Below are 19,754 nucleotides of genomic sequence, written 5' to 3' on the forward strand. Positions count from 1 at the left end.
CGGTCGGGGGGTGGGAGGGGGGAGGGGTGATGGCGAGGGGACAGGGGGGGGGTGCATAGCGGGGAGTGGGAGGTGTCGGGTTGTGGGGGGGGGGGGGGGGGGAGGGGGGGCGCGGAGGGGACCGTGGTGAGCTGGGGCGGGAGGGGACGGGGGCGGGGGGAGGAGGGGCGCAGAGGAGGGGTGACGCGGCGGGGGCGGGAGGAGGGGGGGGCGGGGGGGCGCGCGGCCCGCGGATCCAGATCCAGATCCCGGGCGCACCCCCGGTGGTCATTCCGCTCCCGTTCTGAGTCCGTTGCCGCGGGTTATCGGGGGCGCAGCACGATCTCCGTCGGATGGGCATCGGCGGGGGTGCGGATCGCACGGCCTACCGCCTGCGCGACGGACGCCGGGCGCAGAAACCGTTCGGGCCGGTACTCGCCACCCTCCTCGGCGACGATCGCACGCTGCATGTCGGTGTCGATGCGGCCCGGGTGCACCGATGTCACCCGCAATGCCGGTTCCTCCTGGCGCAGTACGTCCCCGAACGCCCGCAACGCGAACTTGCTGGCCGCGTACGCCCCCCACCCGGCCTTCGCGTTCAGCCCTGCTCCCGAATTGATCAGCACCACATGACCGTTCGCGGCGCGCACTGCGGGCAGCAGAAGGCGGGTCAGGTTGACGACAGCAAAGACGTTGGCGTCGAACATCTCCCGCCACCGCGCGATATCACAGTCCGCGACGGTCCCCAGGCTCGCGACCCCCGCGTTGTGCACGAGAACATCGAGCCGGTCGATACCGGAGCACGCCCGAGCGACGGCGTCGTCGTCGAGCAGATCGACCGGCCACGGCGTGGCGCCGGGAAGCTCCGCGACTATCGCGCCGAGGGAGTGCTCGGTGCGACCGCCGAGCAGCAGGTCGTGGTCGGGGGCCAGTTCGCGGGCGATCGCGGCGCCGAGGCCGCGGCCGCCGCCGGTGATCAGAGCTGTGGGACGCATAGGATCGAGCGTAGGTCAGCGCGGGGACGGTTCACGTCACCCGGCTGGGCCGAATATCGGTTCCCATCACCCGGGTAGCGCCTCTGCGGCCACAATGGAGGGATGGACCCGGTGAGCGCCCTGCGTGAGGTCGCGTTCTGGCTCGAACGCGAGCACGCGAAGACCTACCGCGTGCAGGCCTACCGGCATGCGGCGGACGTGGTCGCGGCACTGACCGAGTCCCAACGACAGGAACGTCACCGCACCGACTCGTGGTCGGACCTGCCCGGCATCGGCCCGAAGACCGCCGCCGTGATCCGGGAATCCGTCGACGGAACCCCCGACTATCTGGAGAAACTGCGCGAGGGGGCCGAGCCGATCGGGCGCGGCGCCGAGGATCTGCGCACCGCCCTGCGCGGGGACCTGCACACCCATTCGGACTGGTCCGACGGCGGGAGTCCCGTCGACGAGATGATGCGGACCGCGCACGCGATGATCGGGCACGAGTACTGCGCGGTCACCGACCATTCGCCGCGGCTCACGGTCGCGAACGGGCTGAGCGCGGAACGGTTGCGGACCCAGCTCGGAATGATCGCCGAGCTCAACGCCGCCGGCGCCGGACCGCGGATCCTGACCGGCATCGAGGTCGACATCCTCGACGACGGCTCGCTCGACCAGGACGAGGATCTGCTCGCCGAACTCGACATCGTCGTGGCGAGCGTGCATTCGAAACTGCGCGCCGAGCGGTCGGCGATGACGCGGCGGATGGTTCGGGCGGTGACCAATCCGCACGTCGACGTGCTCGGGCACTGCACCGGCCGGCTCGTCACCGGTGGGCGCGGGAACCGGCCCGAATCGGCCTTCGACGCGGAGAAGGTGTTCTCCGCGTGCCGTGACCACGGCACGGCGATCGAGATCAATTGCCGCCCCGAGCGACGCGACCCGCCGGCACGCCTGATCGACCTGGGGTTGCACCTCGGCTGCCTCTTCGCGATCGACACCGATGCGCACGCCCCCGGTCAGCTGGACTGGCTCGGATTCGGGTGCGAACGTGCCGCGGAACGGGGCGTCGAGCCGGAAGACGTCGTCAATACGTGGCCCGTCGAGCAACTGCTGCAGTGGACCGCCGGATAGGAGCGGATGTGGAACACGTCGATGTGCTGATCGTCGGGGCCGGCCTGTCCGGCATCGGGGCCGGGTACCGCCTGCAGACGCAGTGCCCGGACCTGACCTACACGATCCTCGAAGGCCGTGACGCGATCGGTGGAACGTGGGACCTGTTCCGGTATCCGGGAATCCGGTCCGACAGCGACATGTACACCTTCGGATACCCGTTCCGCCCGTGGCTCGGCGACCGGTCCTTCGCCGACGGCTCGTCGATCCTCGAATACGTGCGCGCCACCGCTTCCGAGTCCGGGGTGGATCGGCGCATCAGGTTCGGGCACAGGGTGACGAGCGCGACGTGGTCGTCGGACACCGCGACCTGGACGGTGCGGGCGATCACCGGTGGCCTCCCCGTCGAACTGACGTGTTCGTTCCTCTACATGTGCAGTGGGTACTACAGCTACGAATCCGGTTACCTCCCGGACATTCCGGGTCTGAACACCTTCGACGGTCCCGTCGTGCACCCGCAGTTCTGGCCGGAGGACCTCGACTGGTCCGGCAGACGCGTGGTGGTGATCGGCAGCGGCGCGACCGCGGTCACCCTGGTTCCCGCGATGGTCGACGACGTCGAGCACATCACGATGCTGCAACGGTCTCCCTCGTACGTGGTGTCGCTGCCCGCCCGCGACAGGATCGCGGACCGGCTGCGGAAATGGCTGCCCGACAAGATCGCCCACCGGCTGGTGCGGACGAAGAACGTGACGGCCTCGCTGGCGTTCTATCAGTTCTGCCAGCGGATGCCGCACCTCGCCCGCAAGGTGATCCGCACCGGCGCCACCCGTCGGCTGCGCGGAAGCACTTCCGTCGACCCGCATTTTGCGCCCGCCTACGATCCGTGGGATCAGCGCATGTGCCTGGTCCCGGACGCGGACCTGTTCCGTGCCCTCCGATCCGGTCGCGCGGACGTCGTCACGGGCCGGATCGACACGGTCACCGACCGCGGCGTCAGGCTCGAATCCGGTGAGGAACTCGAGGCCGACGTGCTGATCACCGCGACCGGCCTGCGGATCGTCCCGGCCGGGGGAATCACGCTCGTCGTCGACGGGGTGCGGATCGATCCGAGCGAGACGTACGTGTACCGCGGGACGATGCTCAGCGGTGTGCCGAACTTCGCGCTGTGCCTCGGCTACACGAACGCGTCGTGGACCCTGCGTGCCGATCTCGCCTCGATGTACGTGTGCAGGTTGCTGAACCACATGCGCCGCAAGGGATATCGGATCGCGATGCCGGACTATCACGGTGACGGCCGGACCCGTCCCCTGCTCGGGCTCACCTCCGGATACGTGCAGCGCGCCGCCGGGGTACTGCCGCGGCAGGGCACCCGCAACCCGTGGCGGATGCACCAGAACTATCTGCTGGACCTGCCGACGATGCGACTCGGGCGGATCGACGAGTCGATGGCCTTCAGCCGCTGAGCGATCGCACCGGGACCGCTGCCGATCCGACCGGAACGGGAATTTCGTCGTCGCGCAGGATTTTCGCTCCGGCGGCGAACCGGCGTACCTCGTCGTCGCGGCGGATCTGCGCCGGCACCGCACCGCCGAGCAGGTCGCGTGCGAGACTCGCGGAATCGCCGAGCGGCACATCGCTGCCCGCGATGACGACGTTGCCGTAGCGGCGGCCCTTCAGCATGGCCGGGTCGGCGATGATCGCGGTGTGCGCGAAGACGCCGCCGATCGTCGCGGCCTCCCGCATGGCCGTCGCGAGGTCGCGGGTGTCGCCGCAGTTCACGACGTAGACACCGCCGGGCGCGAGCACACGGCGGGCGTGCCGGGTGAATTCGACGGTCGTCAGTGCCGCGGGGGTGCGGTTGATCGCGAACACGTCCCGAACGATCAGGTCGCGGGTGGCGTCGGTGAGCGAACCGAGTACCGCCCGCGCCTCCCCGACCCGGATGCGCAGCAACGGTGCCCGCGGAAGGTCGAACCATTCGCGCACGAGCTCGGCGAGCCGACCGTCGATCTCGACGACCACCTGGCGGGAGTTCGGGAAGGACGCGTGGACGTACCGCGCCATCGTGCACGCCCCGCCGCCCAGGTGCAGCACCCGCAGCCGCTCCGCCCGGGTCCAGTGCGCATCCATCAGGTACGCGATCCACCGCATGTACTCGAACTCGAGCAGCGTCGGATCGGACACGTCGATGTGCGAGCTGGGCACCCCGTTGATCTCGAGAACCCATCCGTCCGGGCGATAGCGGTCCCTGACGAGCTCGCACGTGCCGGTGTCGATGTCGTGGATTCCGGGCACCAGAACGGCATCGGCGGCGGGACGGGGACGGGAGCTCACTGTTCCATTGTCCCCGGCGGTGCCGTCGGCCCGCCACGAGGGTCGAGTGTCCCGGCACTTCGACGTGCGCTTTTGCGCGGAAGCCGCACAATGAAACGATGCCGGATCGCGGATTCACCCCCACCCAGCTCGCCGCGCGGGCCGCCTACCTGTTGCGCGGCAACGATCTGGGCACGATGACCAGTGCGGCGCCGAAGCTCTATCCGCACATGTGGAGCTGGGATGCGGCGTTCGTCGCCGTCGGCCTGGCACCGCTCAGCGTGGAACGCGCCGTCGTCGAGCTCGACACCCTGCTGTCGGCGCAGTGGAGCAACGGCATGATCCCGCACATCGTCTTCGCCAACGGCGTCGACGGGTATTTTCCGGGTCCGTCCCGGTGGGCGGCCGGAGAGCTCGCGGCACACGCCCCGGCGGGCGTGCAGACCTCGGGGATCACGCAGCCGCCCGTGCACGCGATCGCGGTCCAGCGGATCCTCGACCACGGTCGCCGGCACGGCCGCAGCACACGCGCGGTCGCGGAGGAGTTCCTCGACCGCCGGTGGGCGGATCTGGTGCGCTGGCACCGCTGGCTCGCGCACGCCCGTGACCTCGACGGCAACGGGCGCATCGCGCTGTACCACGGGTGGGAGTCCGGCATGGACAACTCGCCCCGCTGGGACGCCGCCTACGCGAATGTCGTGCCCGGTCCGGTTCCGGCCTATCTGCGCGAGGACCTCGTCCACGTCGGCGACGCCGGGCAGCGCCCCACCGACGCCGAGTACAGCCGCTACCTGTGGTTGCTCGAGGAGATGAAGGGCGTCCGCTACGACGACGCCGAGCTCACCACCGCCATGAGCTTCGCGGTCGAGGACGTGTTCGTCAGTGCGGTGTTCTCGCTGTCGTGTGAGGTGCTGGCCGTCATCGGAGAGGAACACTCGCGCCCGCACGCCGATGTACGCGATCTCTACGGCTGGGCCGAACGCTTCCGTCGCGGCGTCATCGGAACCACCGACGAACGCACCGGCACCGCACGGGATTTCGACCTGCGGTCCGGGAAATGGATCGCCACCGACACCCTCGCGATGTTCGCGCCGCTGTTGTGCGGCGGACTGCCCAGGGCGACCGAGCACGCACTGCTGCGGACGTTCGAGGGCCCGAAGTTCTGCGGGCATCCGGACCTGCGCTACGCGGTGCCGCCGTCGACGTCACCGGTGTCCAGGGATTTCCGGTCCCGCGAATACTGGCGCGGGCCGGTGTGGCCGGTGATGACATGGCTGTATTCGTGGGCATTCGCGCGGCGCGGCTGGGCCGAACGCTCGAACGTGCTTCGCGCCGAGGGGCTTCGGCAGGCCGCCGACGGATCGTTCGCCGAATACTACGAGCCGTTCACCGGCGAGCCGCTGGGGAGTATGCAGCAGTCGTGGACGGCGGCGGCCGTGCTCGACTGGCTCGGCTAGCCCGGTCACCCCTGCTTCACCTGGTGTTTTGTGCTCCGGGGACAAGGCGTCACCGGAACTCGAGCCTGCGGGACCCTAGTTGCAACGTGACGTGCATCACTAGCGTGGCGGTCGATGCGAGAGGAAGGAACGACCGCCGTGACCGACGACAAGACACTCGAACCCGTGACGATCGAGCCGGTGACCATCGAATACCTGGTGTGGAACAGAAAGTCCGACCGGCCGTGCGTACGGGACGACGACGCGGCGCTCACCTACTCCGAATTCGCCTGCCGTGTAGACGGTTTCGCATATCAGCTACAGCAGTGCGGGATCGGTGCCGGCGACGTCGTCGCGGTGATGCTGCCCAATCGGATCGAACTGCTCGTCGCGCTCGTGGCCGCGTGGCGGCTGCGCGCGACGGCAACTCCGATCAATCCGGCCTTCACCGGGGCCGAGGCCGACTATCAGATCGAGGATGCCGGAGCCGCACTCGTTCTCGGCACGGACCGCGAGACGCCGTCGGCCGGCCGGCCGCTGATCGGTGTCGACGACATGGTCGCGGCACCACCGCCCGGATGGACCGCCGGTGACGACCCCGCGGTAGAGGACACCGCCCTGCTGATCTACACCTCCGGGTCGACGGGACGCCCCAAGGGCGTGCAGCTCACGCACGCGAATCTGCAGTTCATGGCAGCGTCGTTCCGCGAGCACCTGCGCCTGACCGAGGCCGACCACTGCCTGCTGATCCTGCCGTTGTTCCACGTCAACGCGATCGCCGTGAGCTTCCTCGCGCCGATCCTGGCCGGGGCGCAGCTCAGCATCACCGGCAGGTTCTCACCGGCCCGGTTCTTCGACGATGTCGCCACCCTACGGCCCACCTACTTCTCGGCCGTCCCCACCATCTACGCGCTGCTCGTCTCTCTTCCCGTACACGCCGATCCGGACACCTCGTCACTGCGGTTCGGAATCTGCGGGGCGGCACCGATTTCGAAGGAACTGCTGGACCGGGTCGAGCAGCGTTTCGGGTTGGTCGTGGTCGAGGGGTACGGGCTCACCGAGGGCACCTGCGCCTCCGCGTGCAACCCGATCGACGGTCCCCGGAAGCTCGGTACCGTGGGTCCGGCCCTGCCGGGCCAGCGGATCAGCATCGTCGACGAGAACGGAAACGCGGTGCCCGCCGGGCGGATCGGCGAAGTCGTCGTCGAAGGCCCGAACGTGATGGCCGGTTATCTCGGCCGTCCCGGAGGAGACGGCCCGCACCGTCGTCGCCGGGCGGCTGCACACCGGCGACGTCGGACGGCTCGACGACGACGGCTACCTCACCCTGGTCGACCGCATCAAGGACATGATCATCAGGGGCGGAGAAAACCTGTATCCCAAGGAGATCGAGAACGCCCTCGCCGCCCACCCGGCGGTCCTCGAATGCGCCGTGATCGGCGCACCCCACGACGTGTACGGCGAGGTGCCGGTCGCGTACGTGGTGACCTGTCCCGATCGGAACGCGACCGAGGAGGAACTGCTCGCCCACCTGTCCCACCGTCTGACCCGGGTCAAGGTGCCCGCCGGCATCCACGTCGTCGACGCCCTGCCGCGCAATCCCGTCGGCAAGATCGACAAGCCCCGCCTGAGGCTCCGCCACCGCGCGCCCGCCGGCACCTGACCTGCTTCCACCCCACGCGACACCACACCCCATCTGCTCACCGGCCGCGCGCCGGTGTGTCGACACCCACTATCCAGGAGGCGAATTCCCATGGGATTCAAGACCGGCCACTTCCCCGAGGTGGACCCAGCCACATTCCGCGACCTTCCGTTCCGTGACCGACTGCGCGCCATGTCGACCCACTGGGTCGACTACGGCTTCGGCACCCCGAAGATGGTGCACTCCGTCTACATCCTCAAACTGCTCTTCCTCTATGTCGGTCTGGGGACCGCCCTCGCGACCCTCACTTCGGGACTGTCGTGGCTCGACGTCGCCTCGTGGTGGAACCAGCCGATCGTCTACCAGAAGATGCTGCTGTGGACGGTGCTCCTCGAGGCGCTCGGCCTCGGCGGCTCCTGGGGCCCGCTGGCCGGGCACTTCAAGCCGATGACCGGCGGCTTCCACTTCTGGCTCAAGCCCGACACGATCCGGCTCCCACCCTGGCCGGACAAGGTCCCCGGTACCGCCGGTGACCGCCGTACCCTCGGCGACGTGCTGATCTACGCCGCTCTGATCGCCGATCTTCTTGTTGCCGTGTTGCTTCCGGGAATGCACACCGACGCGCTCGATTCCCTCGTTGCCGACAATGCCGGGCTGATCCGGCCGGCGGTGGTGGCACCGCTCATCGTGCTCCTCGTCGTGATCGGCCTGCGCGACAAGGTCATCTTCCTCGCCGCACGCGGTGAGCAGTACCTCCCGGCGATCGTGTTCTTCACGTTCCTGCCGTTCGTCGACATGATCGTGGCGCTCAAGCTGCTCATCGTCGTCGTGTGGATCGGCGCCGGCGTCTCGAAGTTCGGGAACCACTTCTCGCTGGTGGTCCCGCCGATGATCAGCAACACGCCGTGGTTGCCGTCGAAGCGGATCAAGCGCGCGCACTACCGCAACTTCCCGGAGGACCTGCGCCCGTCCCGCCTCGGTGGCGGCGTCGCGCACGTCCTCGGCACGTGCGTCGAGATCATCACCCCGATCGTCCTGCTCTTCTCCACCGACCGCACGGTCACGTTGCTCGCAGTGCTGCTGATGGTCGCGTTCCACCTCTTCATCGCGTCGACCTTCCCGCTCGCGGTGCCGCTCGAATGGAACCTCCTCTTCGCGTACGCCGCCGTGTTCCTGTTCTGGGGCTTCCCGGCATGGGACGGCTACGGCCTCGGCGACATGTCGTCCCCGTGGCTGGCACTCGGCATCGCCGCCGCGCTGGTCTTCTTCCCGATCCTCGGCAACCTGCGGCCCGACCTGGTCTCCTTCCTGCCATCGATGCGTCAGTACGCCGGTAACTGGGCGTCCGCGACCTGGGCCTTCGCGCCGGGTGCCGAGGAGAAGCTGAACCGGCACATCGTCCGGGCCTCGAAGAACACCTACACCCAGTTGCTCGACTCGTACCCGCCGGACGTCGCGGACGTCGTGATGCACCAGTTGCTCGGCTGGCGTTCGCTGCACAGCCAGGGCCGGGCGCTGGTCTCGCTGATGATGCGGCACCTCGGAGACGACATCGACACCTACGACGTGCGTGAGGCCGAGTTCTCGTGCAACTCCGTCGTCGCGTTCAACTTCGGCGACGGGCACCTGCACAACGAGCATCTGATCGCCGCGATCCAGAGGCGCTGCAACTTCGCACCCGGCGAGTTCATCGTCGCCTGGATCGAGTCGCAGCCCATCCACCGCGGCATCCAGGAGTACAAGGTGATCGACGCGGCCCTCGGTGTCGTCGAACGCGGCACCTACAAGGTGACCGACGCCGTGGCCGAGCAGCCCTGGCTGCCGAACGGCCCGATCCCGTTCGACGTGCAGTGGACAATGGACCGCAGGAGCGCACACCGCGAGGGTGACGATCGGGAGGTCCTGGCGTGAGCACAGCGGTCGTGGTCGGCAGCGGGCCCAACGGGCTCGCGGCCGCCGTCCACCTCGCCCGCAGCGGCGTGGACGTCCAGGTCCTCGAAGCGGCCGACGAGATCGGTGGCGGGACCCGCTCGGGCGAGCTCACCGTCCCCGGCCTGGTCCACGACCACTGCTCCGCGTTCCACCCGATGGGTGCGGGCTCCCCCTACCTGCAAACCCTCGGGCTCGAGGAGTACGGGCTGCGGTGGAAGTGGCCCGAGGTCGACTGCGCACACCCGCTCGACGACGGCGAGGCCGCCCTGCTGCACCGGTCACTGGAGACCACCGCCGTGGGACTCGGGGCCGACGGCGCACGGTGGCGCCGGATGTTCGCGGACCTGTCCTCCGGGTTCGACGCGCTGGCCGCCGACCTGATGCGCCCGGTCCTGAACGTGCCGAGGCATCCGCTGCGGCTGGCCGCGTTCGGACCCCGGGCGCTGCTGCCGGCCGTGGTCTCGGCGCGCTGGTTCCGCACTCCGAAGGCGCGGGCGCTCTTCGGGGGGATCGCGGCGCACGCCTATCACCGGCTGGACCGGCCCGCGACCTCCGCGGTCGGGTTGATGATCACCGCGGCCGGGCACCGCTACGGATGGCCGGTCGCCGAGGGCGGATCCGCCGCCATCACCCGCGCGCTCGCCGCGCAACTGGCCGAGCACGGCGGCAAGATCCACACCGGTGTGCGGGTACGCTGCGCCGCGGACATCCCGCCCGCGGACGTCGTGCTGCTCGACGTCGCGCCCGTTGGTGCCCTCGGGATCCTCGGGGAGGCCGTGCCGTCACGGATCGTCAAGTCCTACCGGAAGTTCCGCCACGCGCCCGCGGCGTTCAAAGTCGACTTCGCGGTCGAGGGCCCGATCCCGTGGAACGACCCGGCGGTCGGCCGTGCCGGGACCGTGCATCTGGGCGGCGACTTCGACGAGATCGCCCGGGCGGAACGGGACGTCGCGTGCGGGCGGATGCCGCAGCGTCCGTTCGTGCTGCTGGGGCAGCAGTACGTCGCCGACCCGAGCCGTTCCCGTGACGGTGTGAACCCGGTGTACGCGTACGCGCATGTACCGGCCGGATACCCCGGCGACGCGACCGCCGCGGTGGTCGCGCAGATAGAACGGTTCGCGCCGGGCTTCCGCGAGCGTGTCGTCGCCACGACGGTGGCGACGACGGCGGACCTGCAACGGGACAACCCCAACCAGGTGGGCGGAGACATCATCGGCGGCGCGAATGCCGGCGTGCAGGTGGTGTTCCGGCCGCGAATCTCCCTGGACCCTTACCGGATCGGAGTGCCAGGAGTGTTCCTGTGCTCGGCGTCCACCCCACCCGGGGCGGGCGCGCACGGCATGTGCGGATACAACGCCGCCGAATCCGCACTGCGTCACCTGCGGGACATCGGCCGTGGCTGAGCCGATCCCCATGGACACGCCCGGACGCGGCACACCGCACACGCACGAGGAGGTCCGCCGCGTCGTCGCCGAGATCGCGCAGCGGTTCGACGACCGCCAGCAGGAGATCACGCGGGCGATGACGGTGATGATGGCCCGCGAGGTCGATCAGCTCGACGAGGATCCGCAACTGGTGGAACTGCTCGAGGCGAGCGTGCACGGCAACATCGCGACCCTGATCCACGTGCTCGCCAACGACATTCCCACCGAGCACCTCCATCCCACCACGGCTGCAGTGGAATACGCGTTGCGTCTGGCCCAGCGTGACGTGTCGTCGCATTCGCTGGTGCGCGCATACCACCTCGGGCAGAACGACTTCATGCGCATGTGCGTCGACGAGGTCCGCTCCATGAACCTGCCTCCGGATCTGGCGTTCGACGTGATCGAGGACGTCTCGTACGTGGTCTCCCGGTACATCGACCGGATCACCCTGTACGTGTTCGACGCGTACGAGAAGGAACGGCACCGGTGGTCCGCGGTGCGCGGAAACGTGCACTCGGCGCTGATCCACGGGATCGTCGACGGCTCCGAAACGGATTCGGCGGCATTCGAATCCGAAACCGGATACCGACTCGACCGCGGTCACCTGGCAGTGATCGCATGGACCACCACGGAACCGGCGGACGGTGGCGTCAGCCCTCTCGAGCGGCTGGTCCGGGCCGTCGCGGAGCACGTGCGGGCGGACGGCGCGCCGATCCTCACCGCCGTCGACCGCCGCACCGTGTGGGCGTGGTTGCCGTTCGGGCGCTCTCTGCCGGCGGTCGACACCGACGCGCTCGCGGCCGTGGTGGGTGCCCATCCCACCGGCCGGGTGGCGCTCGGTCTGCCCGCCACGGGGCTCACCGGCTTTCGTCGCACCCACGAGCAGGCCCGTGCGGCCTACTCGATCGCTCTGGTGCACAGCACGTCCCGGCGTCGCGTCATCGGGTTCGGCGACCGGGGTGTCGCGATCGTCTCGCTCCTCGCCCGCAACCTGGATGCCGCCCGGGCCTGGGTCGGGGAGGTGCTCGGTCCGCTCGCGGACGACACCGAACAGGCCGCGATGCTGCGGGTGACGCTCGGCACGTACTTCGCGACCGGCGAGAGTCACCTGCGTACCGCCGAACGCCTGACCCTGCACCGCAACACCGTCAAGTACCGGGTCGGCAAGGCGCTCGGCGACCCCACCCGTGCACCGGCGACGCACGACAAGCTCGACATCGCGCTCGCGTTGCAGGCCTGCGAGTACCTGGGCAGCTCCGTACTGCGCTGACGCGCCGGTGTGCACTTGTGGCGGTCGGAGCCGCCACAAGTGCACACCGGGCCGTCAGGCCCCGATCAGTCCGCCGGGCTTCCAGGCCACCGCCACCGCAGGCCGCGGCTGGGCGGTGCCGCCGTCCGGCCAGTGCGACGCCGGCGCGTCCCACGACGCGTCGTCGGTCTCCCCCGGATGCTGCACGCACACCACGACGCGGTTCTCCTGGATGATGGGACCGCACGTCTCGGCGCCGACCGGGACGGTGAGGAACTGCTTGGTCTCGCCGCGACGCGGCCCGTCGAGCACGACGGCGAACAGTCCGTCGTTGGACTTCAGGGCGTTGCCGTCGGTACTGATCCACAGGTTGCCGTGCGGGTCGAAGGCAAGGTTGTCGGGGCACGAGATCGGGCTGACCTGAGACTTGTCGAACCCGCCGAAGTAGGTGTCGGCTGCCTCGGGGTCGCCGCACACCAGCAGCAGATTCCACGTGAACGCGGTGCCGGCGTGATCGTCGTCCAGCTCGAGCACCTGCCCGTTCTTGTTGTTGACGCGCGGATTCGCCTCGTCGGCGCCGGGTTTGCCGTCGGCCCCCCGGTTGGAGTTGTTGGTCAGGGCGACGTAGACCTTGCCGGTCACCGGGTTCGGCTCGAAGTCCTCCGGCCGGTCCATCTTCGTGGCGCCGACCTTGTCTCCGGCGAGCCGGGTGAACACCGCGACCTCCTGCGGTGACATGCCGTCGACCAGGGATTCCGAGGACCCGTCCTCGTTGGTGCGCAGCAACGGAATCCACGTGCCGGAGCCGGTGAACGCCCCACCTTCGGGCAGGGTTCCGCTGCCGTCGATCGCGTCGGGGTTGTCGCCGGTGAGCTGTGCGACGTACAGGGTGCCCGCATCGAGCAGGGTCATGTTGTGACGCATCGCCGCCTGCGAGTTCCCGGCCTGCATCCTCCGCGACGAGACGAACTTGTACATGTAGTCGAATCGTTCGTCGTCGCCGCTGTACGCCACGACCGTGCCGTCGGAGGTGACGTGAACGGTTGCGGCCTCGTGTTTGAACCGGCCCAGCGCGGTGTGCTTGACCGGCACCGATGCCGCGTCCCACGGATTCACCTCGACGACCCACCCGAAGCGGTTGACCTCGTTCGGATTCGCCATCACGTCGAACCGCGGGTCGAAGCGTTCCCACTTGCGTTCGGACGCACCGCCTTCGACGCCGTAGCGGGCGAGGCGTTCCGCGGCGACCGGATCGGTGACCTGCTCGGCATTCGCGAAGTACTGGTTGAAGTTCTCCTCGCCCGAGAGGACGGTGCCCCACGGGGTGAGCCCGCCGGAGCAGTTGTTGAGGGTGCCGAGCACCCGGGCGCCGGTCGGATCCGCCGCCGTCTTCAGCAGGTCGCTCCCGGCCGCGGGACCGGTGACGGCGAATTCGGTCAGGCCGGTGACACGACGGTTGTACTGCCCGAATTCCGGAGTGAGACGCCCCGTTCCGGGCTCCCCCTTGACCTGCACGACGGACAGACCGTGGTTGGCCCAGCCGATGCGCACCTGCTCCTCGGTGGGATTCTCCGGATCGTATCCGGCGAACATGAACGGTTCGGTCGTGTACTCGTGGTTGACAACCAGCAGATAGGTGTTGGGCACACCGTCGACGGGCAGCAGGCCGGCGAAGTCGTTGTTGAACCCGAACTGCTTCTCCTGCGCCGCCGCGGTCTGGTTCGCGATGTCGAAGGCCGGCGCGTCGGGCAGCACCGGGTCGCCCCAGCGGATCACGACGGCCTGCTCGTAACCGCCGGGAACGGTCAGCGCGTCCGTCGTGTTCGGGGCAACGGACGTGAAATCCGTTCCGGGAGCCGCAGGACCGAGATCTCCGATACCGGGGGCGGGCGTCTCACCGGCGCTCGCGTCGTCCGAGCAGGCCGTGAGCGCCCCGCCCGCACCGACCGCGAGGACCGCCATCGCACCACCGCGCAGCACCCCACGCCGCGACACCGCGTTCCGGACGATGTCCCCGAAGTACGCACCACCGGAGACGTTCGGCACCGCGTGCGAACAGGCATCGCCGCACTTGTAGCGGCACGTGACGTTCGCCCGGGACGACTTCCCGTCGTGGGTGACGAACAGCGGCAGATCCTTGATGCGCACGTGAACTCCCTCGTCGATTCGCATTCCGCGGGCACCGTAGAAGGCCGAAACGAGACGCAGGGAACGAGAAGGTGAACAGTGAGCGGTCGGTCAGAGAACCTGCGACAGGAACTGCTGCAGCCGTTCGGTTTCGGGACTGTCGAACAGCTGGTCCGGCGTGCCGGTTTCGACGACCGCGCCGTGATCCATGAACACGACCGTGTCCGACACCGATCGCGCGAAGCCCATCTCGTGGGTGACGACGACCATCGTCATTCCCCCCGAACCGAGGTCGGCCATCAACGCCAGCACTCCCTTGACGAGTTCGGGATCGAGAGCGGAGGTCGCCTCGTCGAAGAACATCACCTCGGGTTTCATGGCGAGGGCCCGGGCGATCGCGACGCGCTGCTGCTGCCCGCCGGACAGGTTCGCCGGCCTCGACTCGGCCTTGTGGGCGAGCCCGACCAGTTCGAGCTGGGTGAGCGCGAGGTCGCGGGCCTCGGTCTTCGACATCCCCTTGAGCTTGCGCGGGGCCAGTGCGACGTTCTCGACGACCGTCTTGTGCGGGAACAGGTTGAAGTGCTGGAACACCATCCCGATGCGCTGGCGCAGCGTGTCGGGATCGTCCTTCAGCACCGACCTGCCGTCGAGCAGCACGTCGCCCGCGTCGGGTTCGTGCAGCCGGTTGAGCACCCGCAGCAGCGTCGACTTGCCGGAGCCGGACGGCCCGATCACGGTGACGGTCTTGCCGGCATCGACGTGCAGGTCGACACCGCGCAGCACCTTGTTCGACCCGAAGGCCAGATGCAGTCCGGTGCCGGTGAGCGAGACACCCTCGAGAGATGGCGTGGTCATGGTCCTTCTCAGCCTCTCTCCACGACGATGTCCTGCTCGAGCGGATCGAGCGTGGTTTCCTTCCGGCCGACACGCAGCCGATGGTCGATGTAGTTCACCAGGTGCGTCAGCGGCACCGTCAGAATCAGGTAGAACAGGCCGGCGGCGACGAGCGGTGACAGGTTGCCGGTCTGCGCGTTGAGGTCCCGGCCGACCGCGAACAGTTCGCGTTGCGTCGCGAGCAGACCCAGGAAGTAGATCAGCGACGAGTCCTTGATGAGGGCGATGAACTGGTTCATCAAGGCAGGCAGCACCCGGCGGATGCCCTGCGGGACCACCACCAGCGACATCGACTTCCGGTAGCTGAAGCCGAGCGCACGCGCCGCCTCCATCTGTCCGGGTTCGACGGACTGGATGCCGGAGCGGAAGATCTCGCCGATGTATGCCGCGGCCAGCAGGGACAGTGCCGCCGCGCCGAGCCAGTAGGGGTTGTTGCCGGTGATGCCCTGCACGACCGGCCCCACCCCGAGACCGACGAGCAGGATGATCACGACGGCGGGCAGGCCCCGGAAGATGTCGGTGTAGACGCGGGCGGGCCAGCGCAGCCAGCGGGTGCGGGAGATCCCGGCCACCGCCAGCAGCATGCCGAGGATCGTGCCGGCGATTCCGGACGTCAGGGCGAGGATCAAGGTGTTCGGCAGACCCGTCTTCAACAGGTCGGGGAACGCCTTCTTGTAGAGCTCCCAGTCGAAGAACGTGTCGCCCAGCTGCGCCAGCGCGGACTTCGGCTCGGCGACCGGAGTGCCCGCCGGTTCGGATCCGGACTCGGCGGCGAGGGCCGCGAAATCGGGTAGTTCCGGTTCGGGTGCGGCCCTGCTGCCCGGCTTCCAGCCCTCCGGCAGTTCGCGCGGCACCCACTCGGTGTACAGCTCCGCCCACGTGCCGTCGGCGATCACCGCGTCCAGCCCGGAGTTCAGGGCGTCGATCAGCGGCTGGTTCTCCTTCGCGACCGCCCAGCCGACGAAGTTGTTGACGCTGAACGTGTTCTCGACGATGGAGGTGGCGTCACCGGGTGCGATGGCGCCTTCGGCCTGCTGGGACGGTGCCACCCACGCGTCGATCTGCCCGGTCTTCAGGTTCGCGTACGCGGTGTTGTAGTCCGGGAACTTCACCGGATCGAGGTTCAGGGTGTTGACGACGTAATCGTCCTGCACGGTGCCCTGCACCACGCCGATGCGGGTCGAGGCGTTCAGATCCGCGAACCCGGTGATCGGGCTGCCGTTGGGCACCACGAGTGAGAAGTACCCGAAGTCGTAGCCGTTGGTGAACCCGACGAGGTTGCGGCGCTCGTCGGTGGTGGTGATCGACGACGATCCGACATCGAAGCGGTGCCCCGCGACCTGCGCGAGCAGCCCGGCGAACTCGGTGCCGACGAACTGCACCTCCAGGCCGAGCTTCTCCCCGATCGCCTTCAGAACCTCGTTGTCGTAGCCGGTGAACACACCGTCCGAGTTCACGCAGATGCTCGGCGGAGCGTCGGACAACGTGCCGACGGTCAGGACACCCGGCTTGATGAGACCGAGCTTCGACGTGTCGATGCTCTCGAGCGGCACCACGTTCGGCGTGGTGTACCGGTCCTCCGCTTCCGTCGCACCCGCCGCCAGGTTCGTCGGCGCGGCCGATGCGGAACCGATCCCCGGGGGCGAACACAGGTCGCGGGTTTCGGAGGCTTTGTCGCCCGACGAGCCGCACGACGAGAGCACGAGTGCGAGCAGCACGGTCAGCAGTACCGCGAACGCGGTGCGAGGGTTCCTCACCGATCGGACCATGTTGGGAGCCTAAACCGACGGGTGCGGGTTGAACGGAAACATTCGTCGACACTATCGGAATCGGATGGTCCGGCACCGCCGCAGGGGGTTGTCCCGGTGGCACAACCGACTCCGGATTCTCGAGCAGCCCGGGACATTGTTGTCCGCCTCACACGTCCCTACCGTGAGGGGAACTCCGTAGAAGAGGGAATCATCATGGATACGAACGACTTCCGCGGAAGAACCGTGGTCATGTCCGGGGGAAGCCGGGGGATCGGGCTGGCTGTGGCGCGGGCGATCGCGCGGCGCGGCGGCAACATCGTCCTGCTGGCCAGAACCGACACTCCACACCCGCGCCTGCCCGGCACCGTGCACACCGCCGTGCACGAATTGACCGATCTCGGCGGGCGCGCCGTCGCAGTCGTCGGCGACGTCCGCAACGACACCGACATCGCCCGGGCGGTCGCCGCAGCGGTCGACAATTTCGGTGGGGTCGACATCGTCGTCAACAACGCCAGCGTCCTGGACCTGTCCACCACCGAGGACCTGACACTGCGGCGCTTCGACCTGATGCAGCAGGTCAACGTCCGCGGCACGTTCGCGCTCACCCGGAGCTGCCTTCCTCATCTGCGCACTTCGGCCAACGCGCACGTGCTCACGATCTCGCCTCCGCTGAACCTGTCGCAGCGCTGGCTCGGGGCGCACCCCGGATACACCCTCGCAAAATACGGGATGACCCTGGCAGCGTTGGCAATTGCCGCCGAGTACGCCGACGCGGGGGTCGCGAGCAACTGCCTCTGGCCGCAGACCACCATCGCGACCGCAGCGGTCGGAAACCTCCTCGGCGGGAAGCAGAGCCTCGATCACTCACGGTCACCGGAGATCATGGCCGACGCCGCAATCGAGATCCTGCGCCGCCCGGCGGCCACGGCCACCGGACGGACGTTCCTCGACGTCGAGGTGCTCGCGGACGCCGGGATCACCGACTCGAGCCGGTACGGCGGGGCCGAGCCGCTGGGCGTCGACATCTTCGTCGACAGCCTCTGAGACCGCACGGTCGGCGGACCCGGCGTGACGGCCCGCACCGCCGGTGCGGAGAATGCGGGACATGGGACGTACCGAACGCGGATATTTCACCGAGGTCGACGGCCGGTTCACGCCGACCGAGATCGCGATCAGTCCGTGGTCGGCCGACATGATCGTCGGTCCGTGCGTGTGCGGGTTGTTCGCCCGGGAACTCGAGAACCGGCATGCGGTCGAGAACTGGGTGCCGTCGCGGCTGACCGTCGACCTGTTCAAACCGGTGCGGACCGACCCGGTGACCGTCGAGACCACCCTCGTGCGCGACGGCAACCGCATCCGGGTGGCCGACGCACAGATGCTGCAGCGCGACGACGTGGTCGCGCGCGCGACCGTCGTGTACCTCCGCCCGTCGGAGCAGCCGCCCGGAACGGTGTGGACCCGTGACGAGCATCCGGCACCACCGCCGGGACACGCGGACGCGCCGGCTGGGTTCGTGCCCACCTGGTTCGGCAGCGACGACCACCCGGACGGATGGTCCAGGAAACGGTCCGAACACCAGAATTCGAGCCGTAAACGCATGTGGGCCAGACAGTTTCCGGTCGTTCTCGGTGAAGAGATGTCGCCGTTCGTGCGCACCGCGATCGTCGGTGAGGGTACGAGCCTGGTCACCAACTGGAGCGAGCAGGGCGTCGGATTCATCAACGCCGATCTCACGCTGACCCTGTCGCGGTTGCCGGTCGGCGACGAGGTCGGGGTCGAGGCCGATCACCACATCGGCGCCGACGGTGTCGCCGTCGGCACGTCGGTGTTGTTCGACAGCCTCGGCCCGTTCGGCGCCGGCATGGTGGTGGCCCTGGCCAACACCCACCGGCAGGTCGACTTCGGCTGACCGGGCCTGTCTCCCAGGACCGTCTCCCGGCCTGCGTACCCCGGACCGTCGCCCCTCGTCTGCTGCCGCCCGCCGGATGCGGTTTCGAGCGGGCGGACACGACGTCCACCGAAGCTTGGAGGCCCGCGGCACGGTCACAGAAGTGCAGTGGCGAGCTCCCGGTAGGCGGCGCTGGGGAACGTGAACGGCTCGGCGGTGAGCACCTGGATCGTGACTTCGTCGGCCCCGGCCCGGTAGTGCTCCTCGATGCCCGCGACGACGGTGTCGAGATCTCCCCACGGGATCAGCGCGTCCATCAGACGGTCGCTGCCTGCCCCGGCCAGATCGTCGTCGCTGTAGCCGAGGCGGCGCAGGTTGTTCGAGTAGTTCGGCAGCGACAGGTAGCCGCGCATGTACTCGTGCGCGATCGCGCGGGCGGTGTCCTCGTCGCGTTCGAGCACCACCGCGACCTCCGGTGCCAGCAGCGGGCCGTCACCGAGGATCTCCCGTGCCTGCGCGGTGTGCTCGGCGGGCACGAAGTAGGGGTGGGCGCCCACGGAACGCTCGGCGGACAGGGCGAGCATGCGCGGCCCGAGGGCGGCCAGCGCGCGGCGCTGCGCCGGTAGCTCCGCGGCATCGAGCGCGTCGAGGTACTCGACCATGCGGCTGTAGGGCTTCGTGTAGGTGTGCTCGGCCTTGGCGTCGACGACGGGCGCGTGGCTCGTGCCGAGCCCGAGGAGGAAACGTCCCGGATGGTCCTGTTCGAACCCGCGGACGGTCCGGGCCGTGTCGGCAGGGTCGGCGTGCCAGATGCTGAGGATGCCGCTGGCGACGCCGAGTCGGGTTGTCGCGGCGAGGACTTCGCCGTACACCGACGGCACGCCCTCCCCGAATCCACCCGACGTCCACAGCCTCGCGTATCCCAGCTCGTCGAGTTCGCACGCAGCGTCGAGCGCCGCCTCCCGCGTCTTTCCGCTCAGCCAGAACCCGCCACCCCACACACTCACCTGTCGTGTCATGGATTCGACA

14 protein-coding genes and 1 pseudogene are annotated in these 19,754 nt (G+C 68.9%); 9 read left to right on the plus strand and 6 right to left on the minus strand.

The annotated features are described in order from the left end of the window. Positions 1–302: 302 nt before the first annotated feature. Positions 303–974, minus strand: a complete 672-nt coding sequence (locus A8G15_RS10155) for an SDR family oxidoreductase (RefSeq protein ID WP_068158691.1) — start codon at positions 972–974, stop codon at positions 303–305. Between the two features lie 102 nt (positions 975–1,076). On the opposite strand from A8G15_RS10155, the gene A8G15_RS10160 reads away from it, so the two are divergent. Then, positions 1,077–2,087 carry a PHP domain-containing protein gene (locus A8G15_RS10160; protein WP_068158693.1) on the plus strand — a complete coding sequence of 337 codons (1,011 nt, stop codon included), beginning with the start codon at positions 1,077–1,079 and terminating at the stop codon, positions 2,085–2,087. Between the two features lie 8 nt (positions 2,088–2,095). After that, positions 2,096–3,532: a flavin-containing monooxygenase gene (locus tag A8G15_RS10165; protein ID WP_068158695.1), complete on the plus strand. Its 1,437-nt coding sequence runs from the start codon at positions 2,096–2,098 to the stop codon at positions 3,530–3,532. Here the strand turns inward: A8G15_RS10165 and A8G15_RS10170 are convergent. Continuing rightward, on the minus strand, positions 3,522–4,403 hold the full coding sequence (locus A8G15_RS10170) for a spermidine synthase (protein ID WP_068158696.1): 882 nt from the start codon (positions 4,401–4,403) through the stop codon (positions 3,522–3,524). The two genes, A8G15_RS10165 and A8G15_RS10170, sit on opposite strands and share 11 nt — an antisense overlap. Before the next feature lie 98 nt (positions 4,404–4,501). On the opposite strand from A8G15_RS10170, the gene ggh reads away from it, so the two are divergent. The 5 genes and pseudogenes from ggh to A8G15_RS10195 all read left to right on the plus strand — a co-directional run bounded on the left by ggh (position 4,502) and on the right by A8G15_RS10195 (position 12,086). Then, positions 4,502–5,839 carry a glucosylglycerate hydrolase gene (gene ggh / locus A8G15_RS10175; RefSeq protein ID WP_068158698.1) on the plus strand — a complete coding sequence of 446 codons (1,338 nt, stop codon included), beginning with the start codon at positions 4,502–4,504 and terminating at the stop codon, positions 5,837–5,839. A 180-nt stretch (positions 5,840–6,019) separates the two neighbouring features. Beyond that, positions 6,020–7,481, plus strand: a pseudogene (locus A8G15_RS10180) (class I adenylate-forming enzyme family protein). 90 nt (positions 7,482–7,571) lie between these two features. After that, positions 7,572–9,371: a DUF3556 domain-containing protein gene (locus A8G15_RS10185; RefSeq protein WP_068158699.1), complete on the plus strand. Its 1,800-nt coding sequence runs from the start codon at positions 7,572–7,574 to the stop codon at positions 9,369–9,371. After that, positions 9,368–10,795, plus strand: coding sequence for a phytoene desaturase family protein (locus A8G15_RS10190; protein WP_068158701.1), 1,428 nt, complete (start codon positions 9,368–9,370; stop codon positions 10,793–10,795). Before A8G15_RS10185 ends, A8G15_RS10190 begins: the two co-directional genes overlap by 4 nt. Positions 10,796–10,805: 10 nt before the next feature. Next, a complete protein-coding gene (locus A8G15_RS10195; protein WP_068158703.1) occupies positions 10,806–12,086 on the plus strand; it encodes a PucR family transcriptional regulator in 1,281 nt (426 codons plus the stop codon). Positions 12,087–12,140: 54 nt separating this feature from the next. On the opposite strand, the gene A8G15_RS10200 is transcribed toward A8G15_RS10195, so the two are convergent. The 3 genes from A8G15_RS10200 to A8G15_RS10210 form a co-directional block, all read right to left on the minus strand. Beyond that, on the minus strand, positions 12,141–14,237 hold the full coding sequence (locus A8G15_RS10200) for a PhoX family protein (RefSeq protein WP_068158706.1): 2,097 nt from the start codon (positions 14,235–14,237) through the stop codon (positions 12,141–12,143). A 66-nt stretch (positions 14,238–14,303) separates the two neighbouring features. After that, positions 14,304–15,047 carry an amino acid ABC transporter ATP-binding protein gene (locus A8G15_RS10205; protein ID WP_068158709.1) on the minus strand — a complete coding sequence of 248 codons (744 nt, stop codon included), beginning with the start codon at positions 15,045–15,047 and terminating at the stop codon, positions 14,304–14,306. Between the two features lie 8 nt (positions 15,048–15,055). After that, positions 15,056–16,843 carry an ABC transporter substrate-binding protein/permease gene (locus A8G15_RS10210; RefSeq protein WP_245687787.1) on the minus strand — a complete coding sequence of 596 codons (1,788 nt, stop codon included), beginning with the start codon at positions 16,841–16,843 and terminating at the stop codon, positions 15,056–15,058. 207 nt (positions 16,844–17,050) lie between these two features. On the opposite strand from A8G15_RS10210, the gene A8G15_RS10215 reads away from it, so the two are divergent. Both A8G15_RS10215 and A8G15_RS10220 read left to right on the plus strand, forming a co-directional pair. Further along, on the plus strand, positions 17,051–17,881 hold the full coding sequence (locus A8G15_RS10215; RefSeq protein ID WP_068158714.1) for an SDR family oxidoreductase: 831 nt from the start codon (positions 17,051–17,053) through the stop codon (positions 17,879–17,881). Positions 17,882–17,942: 61 nt separating this feature from the next. After that, entirely contained in the window at positions 17,943–18,746 is an 804-nt protein-coding gene (locus A8G15_RS10220) for an acyl-CoA thioesterase domain-containing protein (RefSeq protein ID WP_082899801.1), read from the plus strand. Between the two features lie 134 nt (positions 18,747–18,880). Here A8G15_RS10220 and A8G15_RS10225 read toward each other — a convergent pair whose 3' ends face one another. After that, positions 18,881–19,744: a TIGR03620 family F420-dependent LLM class oxidoreductase gene (locus A8G15_RS10225; protein WP_211270143.1), complete on the minus strand. Its 864-nt coding sequence runs from the start codon at positions 19,742–19,744 to the stop codon at positions 18,881–18,883. Positions 19,745–19,754: the final 10 nt, after the last annotated feature.

This window comes from Rhodococcus phenolicus, from assembly GCF_001646785.1.
GTDB classification, from domain to species: Bacteria; Actinomycetota; Actinomycetes; order Mycobacteriales; family Mycobacteriaceae; genus Rhodococcus; species Rhodococcus phenolicus.